This window comes from Megasphaera sp. ASD88 (genome assembly GCF_002287425.1).
Classification (GTDB): domain Bacteria; phylum Bacillota; class Negativicutes; order Veillonellales; family Megasphaeraceae; genus Megasphaera; species Megasphaera stantonii.
The window spans coordinates 44807-64540 of the sequence record NZ_NQXW01000006.1; the positions used below are offsets into that span (position 1 = coordinate 44807).

23 protein-coding genes are annotated in these 19734 nt (G+C 40.5%); all 23 read left to right on the forward strand.

Annotated elements, in window-relative coordinates:
• The first annotated feature begins 2 nt into the window (after positions 1–2).
• The 23 genes from ffh (at position 3) to CJ260_RS05400 (ending at position 19733) form a co-directional block, all read left to right on the forward strand.
• Positions 3–1355, forward strand: a complete 1353-nt coding sequence (gene ffh / locus CJ260_RS05290) for a signal recognition particle protein (protein ID WP_095629451.1) — start codon at positions 3–5, stop codon at positions 1353–1355.
• Between the two features lie 46 nt (positions 1356–1401).
• Entirely contained in the window at positions 1402–1674 is a 273-nt protein-coding gene (gene rpsP / locus CJ260_RS05295; RefSeq protein WP_095629452.1) for a 30S ribosomal protein S16, read from the forward strand.
• A gap of 15 nt (positions 1675–1689) precedes the next feature.
• Positions 1690–1917 carry a KH domain-containing protein gene (locus tag CJ260_RS05300; protein ID WP_087478288.1) on the forward strand — a complete coding sequence of 76 codons (228 nt, stop codon included), beginning with the start codon at positions 1690–1692 and terminating at the stop codon, positions 1915–1917.
• Between the two features lie 8 nt (positions 1918–1925).
• Positions 1926–2333, forward strand: coding sequence for a YlqD family protein (locus tag CJ260_RS05305; protein ID WP_087478289.1), 408 nt, complete (start codon positions 1926–1928; stop codon positions 2331–2333).
• A 6-nt stretch (positions 2334–2339) separates the two neighbouring features.
• On the forward strand, positions 2340–2843 hold the full coding sequence (gene rimM / locus CJ260_RS05310; RefSeq protein ID WP_095629453.1) for a ribosome maturation factor RimM: 504 nt from the start codon (positions 2340–2342) through the stop codon (positions 2841–2843).
• Positions 2840–3577: a tRNA (guanosine(37)-N1)-methyltransferase TrmD gene (trmD, locus tag CJ260_RS05315; protein ID WP_095629454.1), complete on the forward strand. Its 738-nt coding sequence runs from the start codon at positions 2840–2842 to the stop codon at positions 3575–3577. The genes rimM and trmD overlap by 4 nt, the downstream gene beginning before the upstream one ends.
• Positions 3574–4146, forward strand: coding sequence for an RNA methyltransferase (locus CJ260_RS05320; RefSeq protein WP_095629455.1), 573 nt, complete (start codon positions 3574–3576; stop codon positions 4144–4146). Before trmD ends, CJ260_RS05320 begins: the two co-directional genes overlap by 4 nt.
• A gap of 15 nt (positions 4147–4161) precedes the next feature.
• Positions 4162–4896, forward strand: coding sequence for a YebC/PmpR family DNA-binding transcriptional regulator (locus tag CJ260_RS05325; RefSeq protein ID WP_087478293.1), 735 nt, complete (start codon positions 4162–4164; stop codon positions 4894–4896).
• Positions 4897–5299: 403 nt separating this feature from the next.
• Positions 5300–6745, forward strand: a complete 1446-nt coding sequence (gene wbaP, locus CJ260_RS05330) for an undecaprenyl-phosphate galactose phosphotransferase WbaP (RefSeq protein ID WP_095629456.1) — start codon at positions 5300–5302, stop codon at positions 6743–6745.
• Between the two features lie 145 nt (positions 6746–6890).
• Positions 6891–7691 (forward strand): DUF4422 domain-containing protein, encoded by an 801-nt coding sequence (locus CJ260_RS05335; protein ID WP_353935757.1) that lies wholly within the window; start codon positions 6891–6893, stop codon positions 7689–7691.
• Positions 7692–8468, forward strand: a complete 777-nt coding sequence (locus CJ260_RS05340; protein ID WP_095629457.1) for an ABC transporter permease — start codon at positions 7692–7694, stop codon at positions 8466–8468.
• Positions 8469–8483: 15 nt separating this feature from the next.
• Entirely contained in the window at positions 8484–9224 is a 741-nt protein-coding gene (locus CJ260_RS05345) for an ABC transporter ATP-binding protein (RefSeq protein ID WP_095629458.1), read from the forward strand.
• A 49-nt stretch (positions 9225–9273) separates the two neighbouring features.
• Positions 9274–10053, forward strand: coding sequence for a glucose-1-phosphate cytidylyltransferase (rfbF, locus tag CJ260_RS05350; RefSeq protein WP_095629459.1), 780 nt, complete (start codon positions 9274–9276; stop codon positions 10051–10053).
• Positions 10054–10055: 2 nt separating this feature from the next.
• Positions 10056–11123: a CDP-glucose 4,6-dehydratase gene (gene rfbG / locus CJ260_RS05355; RefSeq protein ID WP_198947401.1), complete on the forward strand. Its 1068-nt coding sequence runs from the start codon at positions 10056–10058 to the stop codon at positions 11121–11123.
• Positions 11113–11655, forward strand: coding sequence for a hypothetical protein (locus CJ260_RS05360; protein ID WP_095629460.1), 543 nt, complete (start codon positions 11113–11115; stop codon positions 11653–11655). Before rfbG ends, CJ260_RS05360 begins: the two co-directional genes overlap by 11 nt.
• 5 nt (positions 11656–11660) lie before the next feature.
• Positions 11661–13010: a lipopolysaccharide biosynthesis protein RfbH gene (rfbH, locus tag CJ260_RS05365; protein WP_095629461.1), complete on the forward strand. Its 1350-nt coding sequence runs from the start codon at positions 11661–11663 to the stop codon at positions 13008–13010.
• Positions 13010–13870, forward strand: coding sequence for a transketolase (locus tag CJ260_RS05370; protein WP_095629462.1), 861 nt, complete (start codon positions 13010–13012; stop codon positions 13868–13870). Before rfbH ends, CJ260_RS05370 begins: the two co-directional genes overlap by 1 nt.
• 17 nt (positions 13871–13887) lie before the next feature.
• Positions 13888–14823 (forward strand): transketolase family protein, encoded by a 936-nt coding sequence (locus CJ260_RS05375; protein WP_233127900.1) that lies wholly within the window; start codon positions 13888–13890, stop codon positions 14821–14823.
• Positions 14824–14837: 14 nt separating this feature from the next.
• A complete protein-coding gene (locus CJ260_RS05380) occupies positions 14838–15860 on the forward strand; it encodes a hypothetical protein (RefSeq protein ID WP_158221369.1) in 1023 nt (340 codons plus the stop codon).
• Positions 15857–16921 carry a hypothetical protein gene (locus CJ260_RS05385; protein WP_095629465.1) on the forward strand — a complete coding sequence of 355 codons (1065 nt, stop codon included), beginning with the start codon at positions 15857–15859 and terminating at the stop codon, positions 16919–16921. Before CJ260_RS05380 ends, CJ260_RS05385 begins: the two co-directional genes overlap by 4 nt.
• Positions 16922–16924: 3 nt before the next feature.
• A complete protein-coding gene (locus tag CJ260_RS05390) occupies positions 16925–18064 on the forward strand; it encodes a glycosyltransferase family 2 protein (RefSeq protein ID WP_095629466.1) in 1140 nt (379 codons plus the stop codon).
• Entirely contained in the window at positions 18061–18852 is a 792-nt protein-coding gene (locus CJ260_RS05395) for a 1-deoxy-D-xylulose-5-phosphate synthase N-terminal domain-containing protein (RefSeq protein ID WP_095629467.1), read from the forward strand. Before CJ260_RS05390 ends, CJ260_RS05395 begins: the two co-directional genes overlap by 4 nt.
• Positions 18849–19733 carry an alpha-ketoacid dehydrogenase subunit beta gene (locus CJ260_RS05400; RefSeq protein ID WP_095629468.1) on the forward strand — a complete coding sequence of 295 codons (885 nt, stop codon included), beginning with the start codon at positions 18849–18851 and terminating at the stop codon, positions 19731–19733. Before CJ260_RS05395 ends, CJ260_RS05400 begins: the two co-directional genes overlap by 4 nt.
• The last annotated feature ends 1 nt before the right edge of the window (position 19734 follow it).

The window sequence follows — 19734 nt, forward strand, 5'->3', positions numbered from 1 at the left end:
TTATGCCATTCGAAAGTTTGTCAGAACGGTTTCAAGCGGCCTTCAAAAAGCTTCGCGGCAAGGGCAAGCTGTCGGAGGAAGACGTAAGCGAAGCGCTGAAAGAGATGCGCCGCGCATTGCTGGAAGCCGACGTTAACTTTGCCGTTACGAAAGATTTTATCAAGCGCGTACGGGAAAAAGCCGTAGGCGAAGAAGTATTCGGCAGTTTGAATGCTTCCCAAACCGTTATTAAAATTGTCCGCGACGAGCTGACAGAGCTCCTCGGCGGGACGCAGAGCCGCATCGCCATCGCGTCCAAGCCGCCGACAATCGTCATGCTCGTAGGCCTGCAGGGCGCCGGTAAGACGACGACGGCAGGCAAGCTGGCCCGGCGGCTGAAAAAGCAGGGCAAAAGCCCGCTGCTGGTCGCCGGCGACGTATACCGACCGGCTGCCATTACGCAGCTCCAGGTATTGGGGCAGGAGCTGGACGTGCCTGTCTATACGGAAGAAGGATGCCAGGACCCGGTGAAGATTGCCAAGGACGCCATTCCTTACGCCTTGAGCCATCTCCGCGATATCGTCATCATCGATACGGCCGGCCGCCTGCACATCAACGAAGTCCTCATGGACGAGCTGGTCAACATCAAGGGAGAGGTTCATCCCCATGAAATCCTCCTCGTCGTAGACGCCATGACCGGCCAGGATGCCGTAACAGCAGCCTCGGCCTTCGACAATGCCCTCGGTATCGACGGCATGATCATGACCAAGCTCGACGGCGACGCCCGCGGCGGCGCTGCCTTGTCCATTAAAGCCGTAACGGGCAAGCCGATCAAGTACATCGGCGTCAGCGAAAAGCTCGACGGCTTGGAAGAATTCCATCCGAACCGCTATGCGTCGCGAATCCTCGATTTGGGCGACGTAGAAACGATTATCGAACGGGCTCAGGCCGCCTTCGACGAAGAATCCATGGCCAACATGAAAAAGACCATGAAGAGCGGCAGCTTTACCTTCGATGATTTCCTCAGCCAACTGCAGATGATCAAGAAAATGGGAAATATGGGCAGCCTCATGAGCCTCATTCCCGGCATTGGCAAATATAAAAAAGAACTCGACAAAATCGACATGGACGGCAAGGAGTTCAAGCGCATTGAAGCGATTATCACGTCCATGACCGCCCAGGAACGGGCGAGTACGAACCCGAAAATGCTCATCAAGGACAGCCGCAAGCGGCGCATCGCCAAGGGCAGCGGCACCCGCGTACAGGATGTAAACCGCCTTCTCAAGCAGTTTACGGAGATGCAGAAAATGATGAAGCAGGCTAAGAAAGCACAGCAGGGGAAACGGCGCGGCTTCCTGCCCCGCTTGCCCTTTTAAATAGCTGATTCCCCATAGGGATACCATATAGAGGAGGTGAATTTCAATGATTAAAATTCGTTTGGCTCGTTTAGGTGCTAAAAAGAAACCCGTTTATCGCGTTGTCGTAGCTGATTCCCGCGACGCCCGCAACAACGGCCGTCCGGTTGCGACGATTGGCACGTACGATCCGGCTAAAGACGTTGACAGCCGTTTGGTAGTCAACGCTGAAGAAGCAGTAGCATGGCTCGGCAAAGGTGCACAGCCTACCGATACGATTCGCTCCCTTTTCAAAAAAGCCGGCATCATGGCTCAGTTTGAAGCATCCAAGAAGAAGTAAGAGAGGCTGAGACATATGGAAGAATTAATTGCATGTATTGCCAAGGCGCTCGTCAAACAGCCCGAAGCAGTTACAGTTACGAAAATTCAGAAAAAAGGCCTCGAAGTATATCAGCTTCATGTCGCGCCCGAAGATATGGGCAAAGTCATTGGCAAACAAGGCAAAATCGCGAAAGCGCTGCGCCTTGTTGTCAAGGCTGCGGCAGTGAAGGCGAACAAGAAAGTATCCGTTGATATCGTATAGGAGGAACCATGGATCAGATTACATTGCGCGTTCCTGTCGCCGTAAAAGCCAAGGTAACCCAGGCACTGAAGGACAAAATCCTCAGAAATACGGACCAGGCGCTGAGTGATATCGATCGGGAAATGCAGAACCTGGAATTCCAGGCCAAACGCATGATGACCGAACAGGCGAAAATCGACGCCCAGGGCTTGATTTCCCTGCGGGCCCGCGTAGAAGAACAAAAACAGCGTCTCCAGGCTGCCAAAGCAAAAGCGCAGCATGACAGAAACGAAGCTGAACAGTTAGCAATCGGTTCCGAAATCAGACAAGGCACGCTTGAACAGACCGTAGTCGTCCAAGTCGGCGATGATTTGGGTAAATTAATGGGAACGGAAATCTTGGTCGAAGACGACAAGATCGTTGCCATTCGCCAATAAAATACGATGGCTGGATTGGATTTCTTTACAATCGGTCAAATAGTTGCCCCGCACGGCGTGCGGGGTGATGTTCGTATTTATCCCGATACGGATTTTCCGAAGCGTTTCCTGCAAATGAAATACGGCTACATCGACGGCAGGAAGTACGAAGTTGCCGCCGCGCGGCTCCATAAGCGCGTCGTCCTTATGAAGTTCGTCGGCGTCGACGACCGCAATGCCGCCGAGCTGCTCCGGGGCAAGGAGCTCCAGGTGCCGAGAGAAGATTTGATGCCTCTGAAAGAAGGCCAGCATTACATCTTCGACATCATCGGCATGACGGCCTACGATTTGCAGGATGTGAAATTAGGGACTGTTACCGACGTCTTGCGGACGGGCAGCAACGACGTATACGTCGTGACCGACGACGAAGGAAAGGAAATGCTCTTTGCAGCCATTCCCGATGTCGTAAAATCCATTGACGAAGAGTCTGGAAAAATGGTGCTCGACCCGCCTGAATGGGTAGACGAATGAGAATCGATATAATATCACTTTTCCCGGAATTGATAGAGGCCTTTTACCGGCATAGCATTATCGGACGGGCCCGCGCGGCCGGCCTGCTGGAGCTGGATGTAACCAATCCGAGAAATTTCACCTATGACCGTCATCATATGGTAGACGACACGATTTATGGCGGCGGTTGCGGCATGCTTATGAAAGCAGGGCCGCTTTTTGCGGCTGTAGAAGCCGTGCGCCGCGACGTGCCGAAACGGCGCGTCATCCTCATGGGGCCTGCCGGTGAAACCTTCACGCAGGCCAAGGCCAGGGAGCTGGCGACGTACGACCAGCTCATCCTGCTGTGCGGCCACTACGAAGGCGTAGATTACCGCATAGAAGAAAGCCTGGCCGATGAAACTATTTCCGTCGGTGACTACGTCTTGACCGGCGGCGAACTGCCGGCGATGACCATTACCGATGCCGTAGCCCGCATGATTCCCGGCGTCCTCGGCGCAGCCGGAAGCGCGGCCGACGATTCGTTTTACGCTTCTCTGCTGGAATATCCCCAATATACCAAGCCGGCCGTATTCCGCGGCCTGACCGTCCCGGAGGTGCTCCGAAACGGCGACCACGCTAAGATAGACGCCTGGCGGCGCCGCAAATCCTTGGAGCGGACGCTGCAGAAGCGGCCCGACCTGCTGGAAACCTGCGACCTGTCGGCGAAGGACAAGGCCATATTGGCGGAGCTGGAAGGAGAAGAAAGCCGATGAAATCGTCTCTGTACGTAGGATTGGTGCACTACCCCATATATGACAAATATTTCAACGTCATAGCCACGGCCATTACGAACTATGATCTCCACGACATATCCCGTTCGGCCAAGACCTATGGCGTGAAAAAATACTTCATTATCCATCATGTGCCGGGACAGCTGGACATGGTGCATAAGATCATGGACTTTTGGGAAAGCCCGGCCGGCAGGAAATACAATGCCTACCGTACGCAGGCTTTCGACATCGTTGACATCCGCCCGTCTATTGAAGAAGCCGTCAAGGCCGTAGAAGTGGCGGAGGGAAAGCGCCCTTACGTCGTGACGACGGACGCGCGGACCTATGCCAATACCATTTCCTATAAGGAGCTGCGCCGCAAGCGCGAAGAAGACGATACGCCGGTGCTGCTGCTCTTTGGGACAGGCTACGGCATGACGAAAGAGACGATGGAGCAATTTGATTATATCCTGGAGCCCGTATACGGCGCAGGAGAGTATAACCACTTGTCAGTACGCTCGGCGGCGGCCATTATTTTAGACCGCCTGGCCGGCGAGGAGTGGTGGAAATAAGAGGGAGGCATTAGAATGTCTGGACATTCGAAGTGGGCAAATATTAAGCGCAAAAAAGGCAAGAACGACGCCATCCGCGGCAAAATCACCACGAAAATCGGCCGTGAAATCACCATTGCCGTTCGTATGGGCGGCCCGGACCCGGTCGGCAACATGCGCTTGAAATTGGCTCTCCAAAAAGCAAAAGAAAACAACATTCCGAAAGATAATATTAAGCGGGCGATCCAGAAAGGCGCCGGCGCTACAGAAGGCCAGAACTACGAAGAAATTACGTACGAAGGCTACGGCCCGGCCGGCGTTGCAGTAACGGTCAACGTCCTCACGGATAACCGCAACCGCGCGGCCGCCGAAGTCCGCCACGTATTCTCCAAATACGGCAACAGCCTCGGCGAAACAGGCTGCGTAGGCTGGATGTTCAAGAGCAAGGGCATCTTCGTCGTAAGCAAGGAAAACGCCGACGAAGACCAGATCATGGAAGTAGCCCTCGAAGCAGGCGCCGACGACGTCAAGACCGAAGGCGAAGAATTCGAAATCGTAACGACGCCCGAAGCTTTTGATGACGTAGAAAAAGCCTTGGCCGATGCCGGCATCGAAACGGAACACGCATCCATCACCATGGTTCCGGACAACACCATTACCTTGGACGCCGAAGGCACAGAAAAACTCGAAAAACTCATCGACGCCCTGGAAGACCTGGACGACGTCCAGGACGTATATCACAATGGCGATATGGTAGAAGACGAAGAGTAAGACAACGAAATATGGCAGTACAAATAAAAGAAGAACGGCTCAGGCTGTTCTTCTTTTTTTCTATTATAATATATTGCAGCATCAAACCGTACGTGGTGAAGTGGTCTTGATGAAAAGTGTGGCAGAGGGTTTGAAAAATGATATGATGAATTTGCCGAATGAAGCAGTTCATCTGCATGAAAATATGACATTGACTCTTATAGCGGACAGGCATGTGTAAAAGGAATGTAAGAATTAAGTAATGTGATAGTCATATGAGTGTAGTTAAAACATTTAAATTCCCTTGTTTCCTTTATTTGTTACAGTTTTGTTGCAGTCAGCGGGGGGCGTAGACGACTGAGTATAATTAAGGTATAATGTAATTTGATAAATTTTGAATTATGCTAAAGTGAGTGCAGCCGACATGAAGAAACATGAATTATCTTCTTCTATATCGATAAAAAATAAACATAGCGCGATATTGATGCCAGTGGTGCTGCTGGTAGTTGATTACGCGGCCATTTTATGCGCTGAAATGGTTTCTTTTCATTTGCGTAATCTCCTAGTGCCGGAAACGACGTTGCGCCTGTCATGGTTGAGCATACACGTTATTATCCCGTTTGTGTACATTATTTTTATGCAGACTCATGAATTATATACTCGCCGCACACAGTTCTGGCGGATTATGTCTGAGATTTTTAGTGTCAACCTATATTCTATTGGATTATTGGTTTTTGTCATGTATCTCGCGCAAACAGCGTCGCAGACCTCCCGGTTATTCGTCGGGCTACTGTGTATTTTTGCTTTTACGTTTCTCGTTATAGGCCGGTATATCATAAAAAAAGTACTAAACCACGTAAAGGTGCTGCAAGTTCCAATTTTAATCATGGGTGCAGGAAAGACGGCGGCCTTGGTGTTGGAATATTTGCAGAAAGACGCCGGCTTAGGATATGATTTTATTGGCTTTTTAGAGGATAACGTACCGGAAAAAAAGGTATTGGCTATGATGCCTCATTTGGGGACGTTTTCTGATGCGGAGAACGTCATCAGGCAAACCGGCGTAAAGCATGTGCTGGTCATTGCGCCGGGTCTTAAAAATGAAGATGTTCAGGGGATTATATACCGGCTGCAGCCATTAGTAAAGAGAGTTGCTTTTATTCCTGACATGGGAAAAATGCCCTTGGCGACCTTGGATATGGAGAGCTTGATTGACGGGCATATCGTTACATTCAGCTTCCGTAATAATCTGGCTCAGTGGTATAATAGATTTCTCAAGCGTGCCTTTGATTTGATCTGCACGATAGCAGGCTTGATTTGTATCTCCCCCGTATTGGCGGCGATTGCGTTCTGGATTTATAAAGATTCGCCCGGCCCGGTTATTTTTAAGCATCGCCGTATAGGGCGGGGCGGAAAAGAGTTTTCCTGTTATAAATTCCGCAGCATGTGTATGGATGCTGATATAAAATTAGAGGAACTGCTGGAATCTGATCCCAAAGCGCGAGAAGAATGGCACAGTGAATTTAAACTGAAAAACGATCCGCGTATCACGAAAAGCGGCGCCTTCCTTCGCAAGACCAGCTTGGATGAGCTGCCCCAGCTAATCAACGTGCTGAAAGGGGACATGAGCCTCGTAGGCCCGCGGCCTATTATTAAAGCGGAAGTCCCTAAATACGGCCGATATATTAATGATTTCTACATGGTGCGCCCCGGCATTACGGGCATGTGGCAGACCAGCGGCCGCAATGACGTGACCTATGACGAACGAGTTCAGATGGATACTTGGTATGTTCGAAATTGGAACGTCTGGTTTGATATTGTCTTAATTTGGCGGACGATTGGCGTCGTGCTAGGGAAAAAAGGCGCATATTAGGTTAGTAGATGTGGTAACTCATAGACACTGAACAACACATTTAGTGTGCTGAACAACGCATTTAATGTGTCAAACAACACATTTAGTGTGTTAAACAACAAATTTAGTGTGCTAAACAACACATTTAATGTGTTAAACAACACTTTTGAAAAGAAAGGTAGACGTGCCGTTGAATATAAAAATTTTGATTGCTGCCCATAAAAAATACTGGATGCCTGATGACGACGTGTACTTGCCGATCCATGTCGGAGCGGCGGGAAAAGCCGATTTGGGCTATACAAGGGATGATACTGGTGATAATATAAGTGAGAAGAATCCAAACTTCTGCGAATTGACGGCCTTATATTGGGCTTGGAAAAATCTGGATGCAGACTACGTTGGATTGGTGCATTACCGCCGTTATTTTTCCCATACCCAGTGGGCTATGACGACAGAGGCTAAACGAAGGAATATTCTCCGTGGCGACGATTTTCAGCGGCTTCTGCAGGATGTACCGATCATTGTGCCGGGAAAGCGCAATTACGTTATCGAAACGACACAGAGCCAGTATGAACACGCCCACTATGCTGGCGATTTAAAGGCCGTCAAAGAATTACTTCATCAGCAGTGTCCGCAGTATGACCCGGCATTTGAGCTAGTGATGCAGCGGACATGGGGCCATCGGTTCAATATGTTCGTCATGCGCCGAGACTACTATGATGCATATTGTTTTTGGCTGTTCAGCTTGCTTTTTGAATTAGAAAAGCAGCTGAATATCAGCCAATACGATACCTATCAGGCTAGGGTATATGGATTTCTTGCGGAACGCTTATTGGATGTATGGCTAGAAACTAATCATGTGCCCTACGTAGAGCAAAAGGTTTCTTTTTTGGAAAAACAAAATTGGCTGAAAAAAGGCGGAAAATTTATACAACGAAAACTATGCCATAGAAAGGTTGGAAAGTAAGTGAATAGCGATATATCACAGTTACATAAATATATCCCGCTGTTAAGAGAGTTAGTAGTGCGGGATTTAAAAATCAAATATAGACGGTCTTTTTTAGGGTATCTTTGGAGTTTGATGAATCCGCTGTTGATGATGTGGATTTTGACTATTGTATTTTCTTATGTATTTCGCTTTGATATTCCAAACTATCCATTATACTTAATTATTGGACAGGTTGTATTTAGCTTTGTTTCTGAATCTACAACGGCAGCTATGTATTCGATTATAGGCAATGCAGCTTTACTGAAAAAAGTGTATGTGCCTAAACCGATTTTTCCGTTGGCGCAAGTAATGTCAAGCTTTGTAACGATGCTGTTCAGCATGGTAGCTATTTTTATCGTTATGATAGTGACAGGTGTAGCGTTGACTCCAACATTATTTCTTTTGCCGGTGCCATTATTTTTCTTATTTATATTTTCCTTGGGGGTCAGTTTAATTGTGTCAGCTGTTGCCGTGTATTTACGTGATATGTTTCATTTATATGGTGTATTTACGACTGCTTGGACTTATTTGACGCCTATTTTTTACCCTATTTCTATTGTGCCAGATGATTTTCGATGGATGTTGTTTTGGAACCCTTTATTATATATCGTCTCATATTTTCGGGAAATTATATTGAACAACATGGTACCTACCTTTGATGATACGATATTGTGTTTGGAATTAAGTGTTGGAACATTAATTTTGGGAATGCTAATATTTAGAAAATTGCAGAATAAATTTTTATTATATGTATAGTTGGAGGCTGGACAAGTGAATAATGAACCAATCGTCAGTATCCAAAATGTATCGATGCGGTTTAACTTGGCGCAGGAACAATTTTCCGGGCTAAAGGATTTAGTCATCATGGCGACGAAAGGAAAATTGAAGTTTCATGAATTTTATGCTTTAAGAGATGTAAGTTTTGATATTAAAAGAGGTGAATCCTGGGCTCTTATTGGTAAAAATGGATGTGGCAAAAGTACGCTTTTAAAGGTTATATCTGGCATATATAAGCCGACAAATGGTAATGTTATAGTTCGTGGGACCATTGCTCCTCTTATTGAATTAGGCGCTGGATTTGATATGGAATTGACTGCCAGAGAAAATATCTTTTTAAATGGAGCCGTTCTTGGACATAGCCGAAAGGTTATGGAACAGCACTTTGACGAAATTGTGGACTTTTCAGAATTAAAAGGTTTTATTGACGTACCTATTAAAAACTTTTCGTCGGGGATGATTGCGCGTCTTGGATTTTCGATTGCTACTATTGTCCGGGCAGATATCATTATTATTGATGAAATTTTAGCCGTTGGGGATTATGAATTTCAGAAGAAATGTTACAAACGAATGGAAGATATGATGTCAGGTGGAACCACTGTGATTTTTGTGTCTCACGACGAGGTGCAAGTGCGAAAAATGTGCGATTATGCGGTGTGGTTGTCGGAAGGGATGATGCAAGCCATAGGTAGTGCCAATGATGTATGTAGAATGTATAAAAAAAGCTTAGAATAAAAATTATAAGTTATCAGATTATTATTTTTTTGCTTATAGGAGGGATATTGTGAAAGTTGTTTTATTAGCAGGTGGATTTGGTACACGAATTAGTGAGGAAAGTCAATATAAACCTAAACCTATGATAGAAATTGGTGGGATGCCTATCCTTTGGCATATTATGAAAAGTTATTCTCACTATGGCTTTAATGATTTTGTAATTTGTGCAGGGTATAAGCAACATGTAATTAAAGAATGGTTCGCTGATTACTTTTTACATACTTCAGATATTACGTTTGATTTTACCCAAGGAAATAAAATGATTGTGCATGATCAACACTGCGAACCATGGAAAGTTACTGTTGTTGATACCGGCTTAAATACTATGACTGGAGGGAGAATTAAGCGGATCCAGAAATATATTGGGAGTGAGCCGTTTATGATGACATATGGTGATGGAGTTTGTGATGTTGATATAAACAAGTTGGTTACGTTTCATAAATCGCATGGAAGAATTGCTACGTTAACGGCAGTAATGTATGACCAATCAAAGGGAATACTGAATATTGAAAGTGATCATTCAGTACATTCTTTTAGGGAGAAATCAGCTTTAGATAGTGCTCCAATTAATGCGGGATTCATGGTGTTACAGCCCGAAATATTTGATTATTTAAAGGGTGATTCGTGTGTATTTGAAAGGGAACCTTTGGAAAAATTAGCATCGGAAGGACAACTCATGAGCTACATACACAAAGGTTTTTGGCAATGCATGGACACGAAGAGAGAAAAAGATAACTTAGAACAGATGTGGAATTCGGGAAATGCGCCATGGAAAGTGTGGGATAAATAGATATGATGAAAAGTTTGTTTGACTTTTATAAGGAAAAAAAGGTTTTTATAACTGGCCATACTGGTTTTAAAGGCTCGTGGATGTGTAAATTTCTAATGATGGCACAAGCTGAAGTTATAGGGTATTCTTTAAATCCTCCAACTTCTCCTAATTTATTTGAGCTTGCTGATATTGCCAAAGGTTTAAAAAAATCTGTTATTGCGGACATACGAGATTTAGATAAATTGAAATCAACATTGCTGGAGGTTAAACCTGATATAGTTATTCACATGGCAGCACAGCCATTAGTCCGAGAATCTTATCAAAATCCCGTATATACTTATGAAACGAATGTTATGGGCACGATAAATCTTTTAGAGGCAATAAGGAGTTGCCCTAGTGTAAAGTCTGTTGTTAATGTGACTACTGATAAAGTTTATCTGAATAATGAATGGGAGTGGGGGTATCGTGAAACGGATGTATTGAACGGATTTGACCCTTATTCTAATAGTAAATCTTGTTCAGAGTTAGTAACGAGTTCGTATAAAAATGCTTTTTTTGAAGGTAAAGATATTGCTATATCTACTTGTCGTGCTGGGAATGTAATCGGCGGAGGCGATTTTGCAAAAGATCGCATAATTCCCGATTGCGTACGTGCTATGCAGCGTGGAACAGAGATTACTGTACGTAATCCATACTCGACAAGACCATATCAGCATGTACTAGAACCTGTATATACTTATTTATTATTGGCAATGCTACAGTATGAAGATAAGTTGTTAGCTGATACTTATAATGTTGGGCCTGATGATGTTGATTGCGTAACGACAGGCAATTTAGTAAGTTTGTTCTGCAATTGTTGGGGGGAAAATGCTGTATGGAGAAATGTGAGTGATGTTGCAGCTCCTCATGAAGCTAAATTTTTAAAATTAGATTGTTCTAAAATAAAAAGAAAGCTAAAGTGGCAGCCTGTTTGGCATATCCAGGACGCTGTAAAAAATACTGTTGAATGGAGTAAGGCATATTTAAATAATCATGATGTTGTTATAGTTATGGAAAAACAGATTGAGGAATTTATGAATGGCAAATAGTGAAGAACTTTTAGCGCATGTAGAATATATATTGCAACACTGTCCTACTCCCAAAGAAGGATTGCCAGAAGAAGTATTTTTAATGATATCAGCACTTATACCGGTAGCAAATATTGATCTTTTCATTTTTAATAAGAAAAATGAATTGTTGCTATCGTGGCGTGACGATATATATTTTGGGCAAGGATGGTCTATACCGGGAGGATGTATGCGGTTTGGAGAGCTGTTAGAAGAACGAGTACATAAAACCGCTATTAAAGAACTAGGGCAGGATGTAAATATTTGTAAAGGGCCAATTACGGTAAGAGATGTTATCAGAGGTGAAAATTATTCTTTAGTTTATCCTAATATGAGGGGACATAATGTTACGATTCCCTATATTTGTAAAATGAAGGATGAAGAAAAGTTTTTTGATAGTGTTTTAAGAAAAAATCATAATTTGCGATGGTTCTCTGAGATTCCTAAAGATATTTTATCGGTCCATCACGTGTATGATGACTTATTTAAGGCTTTTGGTCTTATGAAAGGATGAAAGAAATGAAAAAGTGGCAAGATGAGAAACAAGCACGAGAAGAAATTAAAGCGTTAGTTAGTGAATATTATCATGAATTTAAAGAAAATAAAAAAGAATATAAAGAAGGTGACCGAATTACCTATGCTGCTCGTGTTTTTGATGAGAAGGAAATGTGTGCATTGACTGATGCAATGTTAGATTTTTGGTTGACTACCGGACGGTTTGCAGAACAATTTGAGTGTGAATTTGCAAAATGGTTAGGCGTTAAATTTGCTCATTTAGTTAATAGTGGGTCTTCTGCTAATCTAATTGCTTTTATGGCTTTAACTGCTCCAGAGTTAGGCACTCGCCAAATAAAAAAAGGAGATGAAGTTATTACTGTTGCTTGTGGATTTCCGACAACTGTAACTCCTATCATACAATATGGAGCCGTTCCGGTATTTATAGATGTTACCGTCCCGCAATATAATGTAGACGTTACTCAGTTAGAAAAGGCGTTATCTAATAAAACAAAAGCAGTTATGATCGCTCATACATTAGGAAATCCTTTTGATTTAAAGACGGTCAAAGAATTTTGTGAACAGCATAATCTTTGGCTGATAGAGGATAACTGTGATGCTTTGGGATCTAAATATTCAATTGGAGAAGAAGTTAAATATACCGGAACTTGGGGGGATATTGGTACATCTAGTTTTTATCCGCCACACCATATGACTATGGGAGAAGGTGGCTGTGTGTATACAAATAATCCTTTATTACACCGTTTAATTTTGTCATTCCGAGATTGGGGACGTGATTGCATTTGTCCGTCAGGACATGATAATTTTTGTGGTCATCGATTTGATGGGCAATATGGAGAATTACCTAAAGGGTATGATCATAAATATGTCTATAGCCATTTAGGGTATAATTTGAAAGTTACGGATATGCAAGCCGCTATTGGATGTGAGCAATTGAAGAAATTTCCGGATTTCATCAAGCGTCGGCGTCATAATTGGGAGAGATTGCGTAGAGCTCTAGAATGCGTACAACATAAGCTTATTTTGCCAGAAGCTGCTACCAATAGTGAACCATCTTGGTTTGGATTTTTAATTAGCGTCAAACCTGAAACTGGAATCGAACGGAACAAAGTTACTAAATATATTGAAGAACATAATGTACAGACTCGGTTGCTCTTTAGCGGAAATTTAATTAAACATCCTTGTTTTGACACCATTAGAGGAACTAATGCTTATAGAGTTATTGGAGAACTAAAGAATACAGAGTATATCATGAATCATACATTTTGGGTAGGGGTATATCCCGGCATGAGCGATGAGATGATTGATTACATGGCAAAGGTTATTATTGATGCTGTTGGAGGGATGAACTGATGAATTTGCATAATCAATTAGAGCTAGAAAAAACTGCTTTAAAAATTAGAATAGGTATAATACGGGCTATTTCAGCTAATCATGGCGGACATATAGGTGGTTCACTGGATTTAGCTGATATGATGGCAGTTGTATATTCTGATTTTATGCGTGTAGATCCGCAAAATCCACGTTGGGAAGACAGAGATTTTATGATTTTTTCCAAAGGGCATGCTGGCCCTGCATTATATGCAACTTTAGCATTACAAAGATTCTTTCCATATGAGAGGTTGGAAAATTTAAACAATTCTAACTCTTTGTTGCCAGGGCATTGCGATAGAAACAAAGTACCCGGTGTTGATGCTACTACGGGGAGTTTAGGTCAGGGGTTATCCATTGCATGCGGTGTGGCCTTAGGAGCTAAAGTACGAAATACAGATCAAAGGATATTCTGTGTTACTGGTGATGGTGAATCTGCTGAAGGGCAGATCTGGGAAGCTGTTCAATGTGCTGCCCATTTTAAATTAGATAATCTTATTGCTTTTTTAGATTGGAATAAAATGCAGATTGATGGAACAAATAAAAAAGTAATGGATTTAGGTGATCCAGTTGCTAAATATCAAGCATTTGGTTGGAATTCTTGCCTTGTAAAAGGAACAGATGTAATTGGAATTCAAAAAGCAATTTTACACGCAATAGAAAATCCTAATCAAAAACCAACAATGATTGTATTAGATACAATTAAGGGACAAGGCGCTAAATGCATTATGGATTTAGCCAATAATCATTGCATTGGCTTTCCTGATGAATTGAAAGAAAAAGTTGTAGATGAGTTAGTTATTCAGGGCAAAAAACTTGATGTGGAGGTTTGCATAAAATGACAATGCGATATACAGGTATGAAACCGGAAAAAGAAGTTTTTGAAGTTATTGGAGATACTTTTAGAGAATTAATTGAAGCGGATCCACGTGTAGTATACATTGATGCGGATTTAATGGGATCCTTAAAGACCCAAAATTTGTGGAGTGAATATCCTCAGAATGTGTTTAATACAGGTATACAGGAAGCGAATATGATTGGTTTGGCATGTGGACTATATTTAAATGGCTTCAAACCGTATGTTCATACTTTTACTCCTTTTGCAACAAGGCGAGTTTTTGATCAATTAGCGGTTAGCGTAGCATATGCGCATAAAAGTGTTCGTGTAATTGGTTCAGATGCTGGTATTATGGCAACTCATAACGGAGGCACACATATGTGCTTTGAAGATGTTGCGATGGTAAGAGCTTTGCCGGAATCTTGTATTGTTGACGTAAGTGATCCGATTATGTGCGGAGCTTTTATGAAGTTGACGAAAGAAAGACCAGGATTAACATATATTCGTACTCCACGACGTGATTTAAAAGATATTTATACTCGTGATACAAATTTTCAAATTGGTAAAGCCAAAATTTTGAGAGATGGTCAAGACGTTACTTTAATTGGCAGTGGGATTATGGTTTCTACATGTCTAGAGGCTGCTGAAGTTTTAGCTAATGAGGGTATTTCAGCTAAAGTTGTAGATATTATTACTATAAAACCGTTGGATGAAGAATTGATTTTGCAATGCGCACAAACTACGAAAGGTATTGTGACAGCAGAGAACGCTAATATTATTGGTGGCTTGGGAAGTGCTGTTTGCGAATATTTATCTGCAATCTATCCGACTAAAGTATTGCGTGTCGGTGTGGAAGATCAATTTGGTCGTGTAGGAGTAGAAGCTTTCTTGCGGCAAAGCTATGGATTAACTGTAGAAAATATTGTTGACAAAGCAAAATGTATTAATGAAATGTAATAGAGGAGGCTATTTTGGGACGGATTCAGTTATTAGATTGTACCCTGAGAGACGGGGGATATATCAATGATTGGTGTTTTGGTGAGAGCGCTATTAAGGATATTACTGATAAGATGGTTCAATCTGGTGTTGACATTGTAGAAATTGGGTTTCTTAAAAATGAACCGTATCAGAAGGATCGTTGTGTATTTAACTCAGTGGAGCAAGTAAAAAAAGTTATTGGAAAGAAAAAGGAGGGAGTAAAATATGCTGTCATGTGTGAAGTTGTAAATCCACTGCCTTTAGAGTTGCTTGCGCCAGCAGATAAAGATTCTGCTGATATTATTCGAGTCATCATTTGGAAAACAAAGCATGATGAGCAAGGAAATGTCGTAGATGCTTTGCAAGAAGGATTTGAATATTGCAAAGGTATTGTGGAAAAAGGGTATAAATTGTGTGTGCAGCCGGCGCGAGTATCTCAATATTCTGATAAAGAATTTGTAGCTATGGTGAAACAATTTAGCATTTTGAATCCGTTGGCAATATATGTTGTTGATTCATGGGGAACGCAAAATCCTGAAAATTTACTGCATTATATGCACTTGGCTGATGAAAATATGCCAAAACACATTTCATTAGGATATCATGGGCATAATAATATGATGCAGGCGTTAGCAGCTGCACAGACAATGATTCATGAAAAGTTTCAAAGAGATATAATAATTGATGCTAGCGTATATGGCATCGGCAGAGGTGCGGGGAACTTAAACATTGAAATAATTGCTAAATATATGAATGAACAATGTGGCAAACAGTATGATATTGAAAAAATATTGCGTATTTATGAAAACTATATTAAAGATGTATATGCCATTGAACCGTGGGGATATTCCATTCCATTTTATTTAACTGCTCGATATGAGTGTAATCCTAATTATGCGAGATATTGCATAAAGAATGAACTTCCGATATCTTTATTTGAGAATGCGTTAAAAAAATTAAATGCTTTTGATAAAATAATCTATTCCCCTAAAATTTTAGAGGATATAAGAAAATGAAAGAGGTGCTTATGTTAAAACAGGGACCTTTTATTTCAAATTTAAAATTGGCTGTTATTTATCCCGTTTATCAACAAGAGAATGCGGTTGAATCACTATTATTAAACTCTGTAAAAAGATTTTACGCATTAAATATAGATTTTATTATTTTTGATAGCAGTCGTAGTGATAAGATAAAGAATATAGTATATAATTACATCTATGAAGGATATGACAATGTAAAGTATATTAGAGATAAAGTTTTATCTGATAATATTAGTATTGACGATCGGGTAATTGCAGCTTTGCAGCTTTGTTGTGAGGTGTATGATTATGTATGGATTTGTCAAATTGGATTTATAATTAATATTTATGGATGTTATGAATGTTTATTGCGATGTCTAAAAAAGAAGCCGGAATATGTCGTTATTGATAGTAAGTTTAGATGTGAAACTAATGAAGATTATACGAAAGAATACAAGCAGCATTTAATGTTTTGTAAAGAACAATTTCTGAGAACTACTGTTATGGGAACTATTGTTATCAGAAGTGATGTATCAAGACGGTTATTAGATAAATTTTCTGATGTCGATTCAAAATATTCATTATGGCTTTGTAGAAGCATGTTTCATGACATAGCAAGGAATGACTTTTTTGCGGTGTTTATTTGTACTGATGTATTTTGGTATAATTATGGCACTATAATAGATGAATATTGGGGAGAAAATAGAGAGGCCATAAAGAGATGGAATTATTATTATGACGTAGTAAATAATTTACCAGAGATATATGATAGTATAAAGAAGGATTTATACAACGTTAATACCCATGAATTTCGTTTAGGCAGATTTCTTTCGCTGTTTAAAATTAGAATAAATCGAGGCGTGAGTTTAAAAAATATAAAAAGATATAAAAAATGTTTACAGAAAATGTGTCGCAGTTCCTTCTGGAAGCTGTATGTTGTAGCAATTATGCCTGCTTGTGTTGCTAAATTTCTGCTTAGACATGAGCATAATGCTTTTATTGGAACCTTAATTGAATTTTATCGCTTGTGTGTTCAAGATATTGATTTTGAGGATTAGTATATGTATCAAGGACTTAACTATGAAGAAAAAAGAGATTTTTCTAATATTAAAAATGTTCAAACTGTTTTAAAATATGGTGATATGGATACTATTGAATCACCTTGGATTACTGTTCTAATTCCAACATATAAAAGGGTAAAGTTACTGAAAAATGCATTAGAAAGTGTATTGTCACAAGCTCATTGTGATTTTGCGTGGGATGTCCTTGTTTTAGATAATGAACCTGATGATGGTAAAATTAATGAAACAGAAAAGTTTATTAGAAAAGTTGATTCTCCAAGAGTGTTATATTATCGTAATGATGTAAATATTAGACCTGGTGATAATTTTAATAGGGGAATGCAAATTGCTAGAGGTGAATGGGTCTGTTTTTTACATGATGATGATCTGTTGATCCAAAATGCCTTGTTGAGAATAGGAAAATTGATTAAGGGTTATACATTTAAAAATGACAAACCTTTAGGGGCTATTAGTGCTAAGTATTTTCAATTTGTATACGATATAAAGAAGGATAAAGTATTAGCTAATATTCCTGAGTTAAACAGGTACTTCTCTGCGCTACCATTTTCCTATGAATTATACCGCTTGACCCATCATAATATTTGGTTTACTGCTAATATAGGTGGTGATGTTCCATCCAATGGTACTACGTTTAATAGAAAAGCTGCACTTGAATGTGGTGGGTTTATAGAAGATTTTGGAATATCTGGTGATTTAATACTTTTTTATAGATTAGAAAGTAAATATAGGGTTTATTCTACTTTACAACCATTAGGTTTTTATCGTTGGGGTGCTAATACAATGGTAAAACCGGAAAGTACTAGGCGAGTTATTGCGGACGGTTTTTCTTTTAGAGAATACGTTTATTCTCGAACTTTTTTTACGAAACTTTTGGGAAAAGTACTTAGACCAATACATAATAGACTTTTTACAACAGAAGTTATAAATGCAAAGAATATGAGCGTATCTAAAGAAGACAGAATTAAAGTTAGAGATTTTTTATTACCGAATGTAAAATTACCTAATAAATTTTTGTATGCTGTATATGTTGTTTTTATAAGAAAAACTTATTTTTTGTATAAACGGATTGAAGGAAAAATTGTTGCTAAAAAAGCAATGAAAAATGAGGTGAATTTATGAAAATGATAGCAAAAAAACTTCGACAAGATGCACTATATCTTTCTCACAAATGTCAAGATGGCAATTTACAAAGTGTTTTTTCTTGTTTAGATGTAATGTGGGTTTTGTATGACAAGATAATGAATTGGTCACCTCAAAAGGCGACTGACGAAGATCGAGACTTCTTTATTATCAGTAAAGGACAGGCAACATTAGCTTTATATCCCATTTTAATTGAAAAAGGGATGTTTAATTTAGAAGAAATTGCTAGTGAAATTGGTACCTTTAATTCTCGATATTGTATTCAAACGGATTTGACCAAATTTAATGGGGGAATTGAAAACAATGCTGGAAGCTTAGGACATGGTTATCCATTTGCAACAGGCATTGCTCTGGCTAATAAGATTAAGAAGTCTCCCTCAAGAGTATATGTTCTGGTCGGTGATGGAGAATTTTGCGAAGGAACAATGTGGGAAGCTAGTATTCTGGCTTCTGCAAAAAAATTAGATAATCTATGCGTTATTATTGATGATAATAATTCTGTTGGTGCTATGGTTGATATGGGAAGCATGGAGGAAAAATTAACTTCATTTGGGTTTGATGTATTTGTCGTAGACGGGCATAATATGGAGGCTTTAGCAAAAGTCTTTCAAAAAGTCAAAATAGAAAATGGCAGGCCAAAAGCCGTTATAGCTAAAACTATTCGAGGTTATGGAAGCAAAACCATGATGGCAGAAGATATTTGGTTTCATAAAGCTCCTAATCAGGAAGAATTAGATATGTTGTGCAAGGAGGTTGAAGAATTTTGAGAAGAGCATTTTTAGGTCGTGTTGCTGATATGATAAAGAATGAGCCGGATACGACATATTTTACTGTTGATATAGGGATGTGGGCTATTAGGGAGGTACTGCGTGATTATCCGGAGAGATGTACAAACATAGGTATTTATGAAGATGGTATGTTTAGCGTTGCTGCTGGTATGGCACGACGGGGCTTGATCCCTACTATTTTTGGAATCCAGCCGTATTTGATTGAACGTACGTTAGAACAAATTAAAATGGATTTTGCATATCAAAAATTAGGTGTAAATGTAGTAGCTACAGGTGCTGCAGTAGATTATCCTAAATATGGATATTCTCATTATTGTGCTGAAGATGTAATGATAATTAAATCTATTCCTGGATGTGAATTTGTAGCTCCGGGTACGGCAAAGCAGTTTTTGCAACTTTTTAATCAATCTTATAGAAATGGTAATCCTACATTTTTCCGAATTAGTGATCATCCTAATATAACATATGATGTTGATGTTGAATTTGGAAAAGCTGTTGTCATGCAAAAAGGGAGTAAAGCAACTGTCATTGCAGTATCGGTTATGTTAGATGATGTTATGGAGGTTTGCCGCGATAAAGACGTGACTGTTTTATACTATACCACTTTGGAACCTTTTGATAGAGAGACTCTGGCAAATAATTGTCAAAATGGGAAAATTTTAGTTTGTGAACCGGAATACGAAGGTAGTTTACTATATGATATTTACAAATCTTTACCTAATACTGCTTTAAAAATTGAGGAAGTTGCATTTCCAAGAGAAATATTTCGAAACTATGGAACGTATAAAGAAAAATTAGATTATTATGGATTAACTAAAACTAATGTTAGATGTAAATTAGAAAGGCTTATAGGTGAATAAA

Excerpts from the sequence above, each read along its gene's own strand:
- ffh (WP_095629451.1), top strand. The coding sequence starts at position 3 with ATGCCATTCGAAAGTTTGTCAGAACGGTTTCAAGCGGCCTTCAAAAAG.
- rpsP (WP_095629452.1), top strand. The coding sequence starts at position 1,402 with ATGATTAAAATTCGTTTGGCTCGTTTAGGTGCTAAAAAGAAACCCGTT.
- CJ260_RS05300 (WP_087478288.1), top strand. The coding sequence starts at position 1,690 with ATGGAAGAATTAATTGCATGTATTGCCAAGGCGCTCGTCAAACAGCCC.
- CJ260_RS05305 (WP_087478289.1), top strand. The coding sequence starts at position 1,926 with ATGGATCAGATTACATTGCGCGTTCCTGTCGCCGTAAAAGCCAAGGTA.
- rimM (WP_095629453.1), top strand. The coding sequence starts at position 2,340 with ATGGCTGGATTGGATTTCTTTACAATCGGTCAAATAGTTGCCCCGCAC.
- trmD (WP_095629454.1), top strand. The coding sequence starts at position 2,840 with ATGAGAATCGATATAATATCACTTTTCCCGGAATTGATAGAGGCCTTT.
- CJ260_RS05320 (WP_095629455.1), top strand. The coding sequence starts at position 3,574 with ATGAAATCGTCTCTGTACGTAGGATTGGTGCACTACCCCATATATGAC.
- CJ260_RS05325 (WP_087478293.1), top strand. The coding sequence starts at position 4,162 with ATGTCTGGACATTCGAAGTGGGCAAATATTAAGCGCAAAAAAGGCAAG.
- wbaP (WP_095629456.1), top strand. The coding sequence starts at position 5,300 with ATGAAGAAACATGAATTATCTTCTTCTATATCGATAAAAAATAAACAT.
- rfbG (WP_198947401.1), top strand. The coding sequence starts at position 10,056 with ATGATGAAAAGTTTGTTTGACTTTTATAAGGAAAAAAAGGTTTTTATA.
- CJ260_RS05360 (WP_095629460.1), top strand. The coding sequence starts at position 11,113 with ATGGCAAATAGTGAAGAACTTTTAGCGCATGTAGAATATATATTGCAA.
- rfbH (WP_095629461.1), top strand. The coding sequence starts at position 11,661 with ATGAAAAAGTGGCAAGATGAGAAACAAGCACGAGAAGAAATTAAAGCG.
- CJ260_RS05370 (WP_095629462.1), top strand. The coding sequence starts at position 13,010 with ATGAATTTGCATAATCAATTAGAGCTAGAAAAAACTGCTTTAAAAATT.
- CJ260_RS05375 (WP_233127900.1), top strand. The coding sequence starts at position 13,888 with ATGAAACCGGAAAAAGAAGTTTTTGAAGTTATTGGAGATACTTTTAGA.
- CJ260_RS05385 (WP_095629465.1), top strand. The coding sequence starts at position 15,857 with ATGAAAGAGGTGCTTATGTTAAAACAGGGACCTTTTATTTCAAATTTA.
- CJ260_RS05390 (WP_095629466.1), top strand. The coding sequence starts at position 16,925 with ATGTATCAAGGACTTAACTATGAAGAAAAAAGAGATTTTTCTAATATT.
- CJ260_RS05395 (WP_095629467.1), top strand. The coding sequence starts at position 18,061 with ATGAAAATGATAGCAAAAAAACTTCGACAAGATGCACTATATCTTTCT.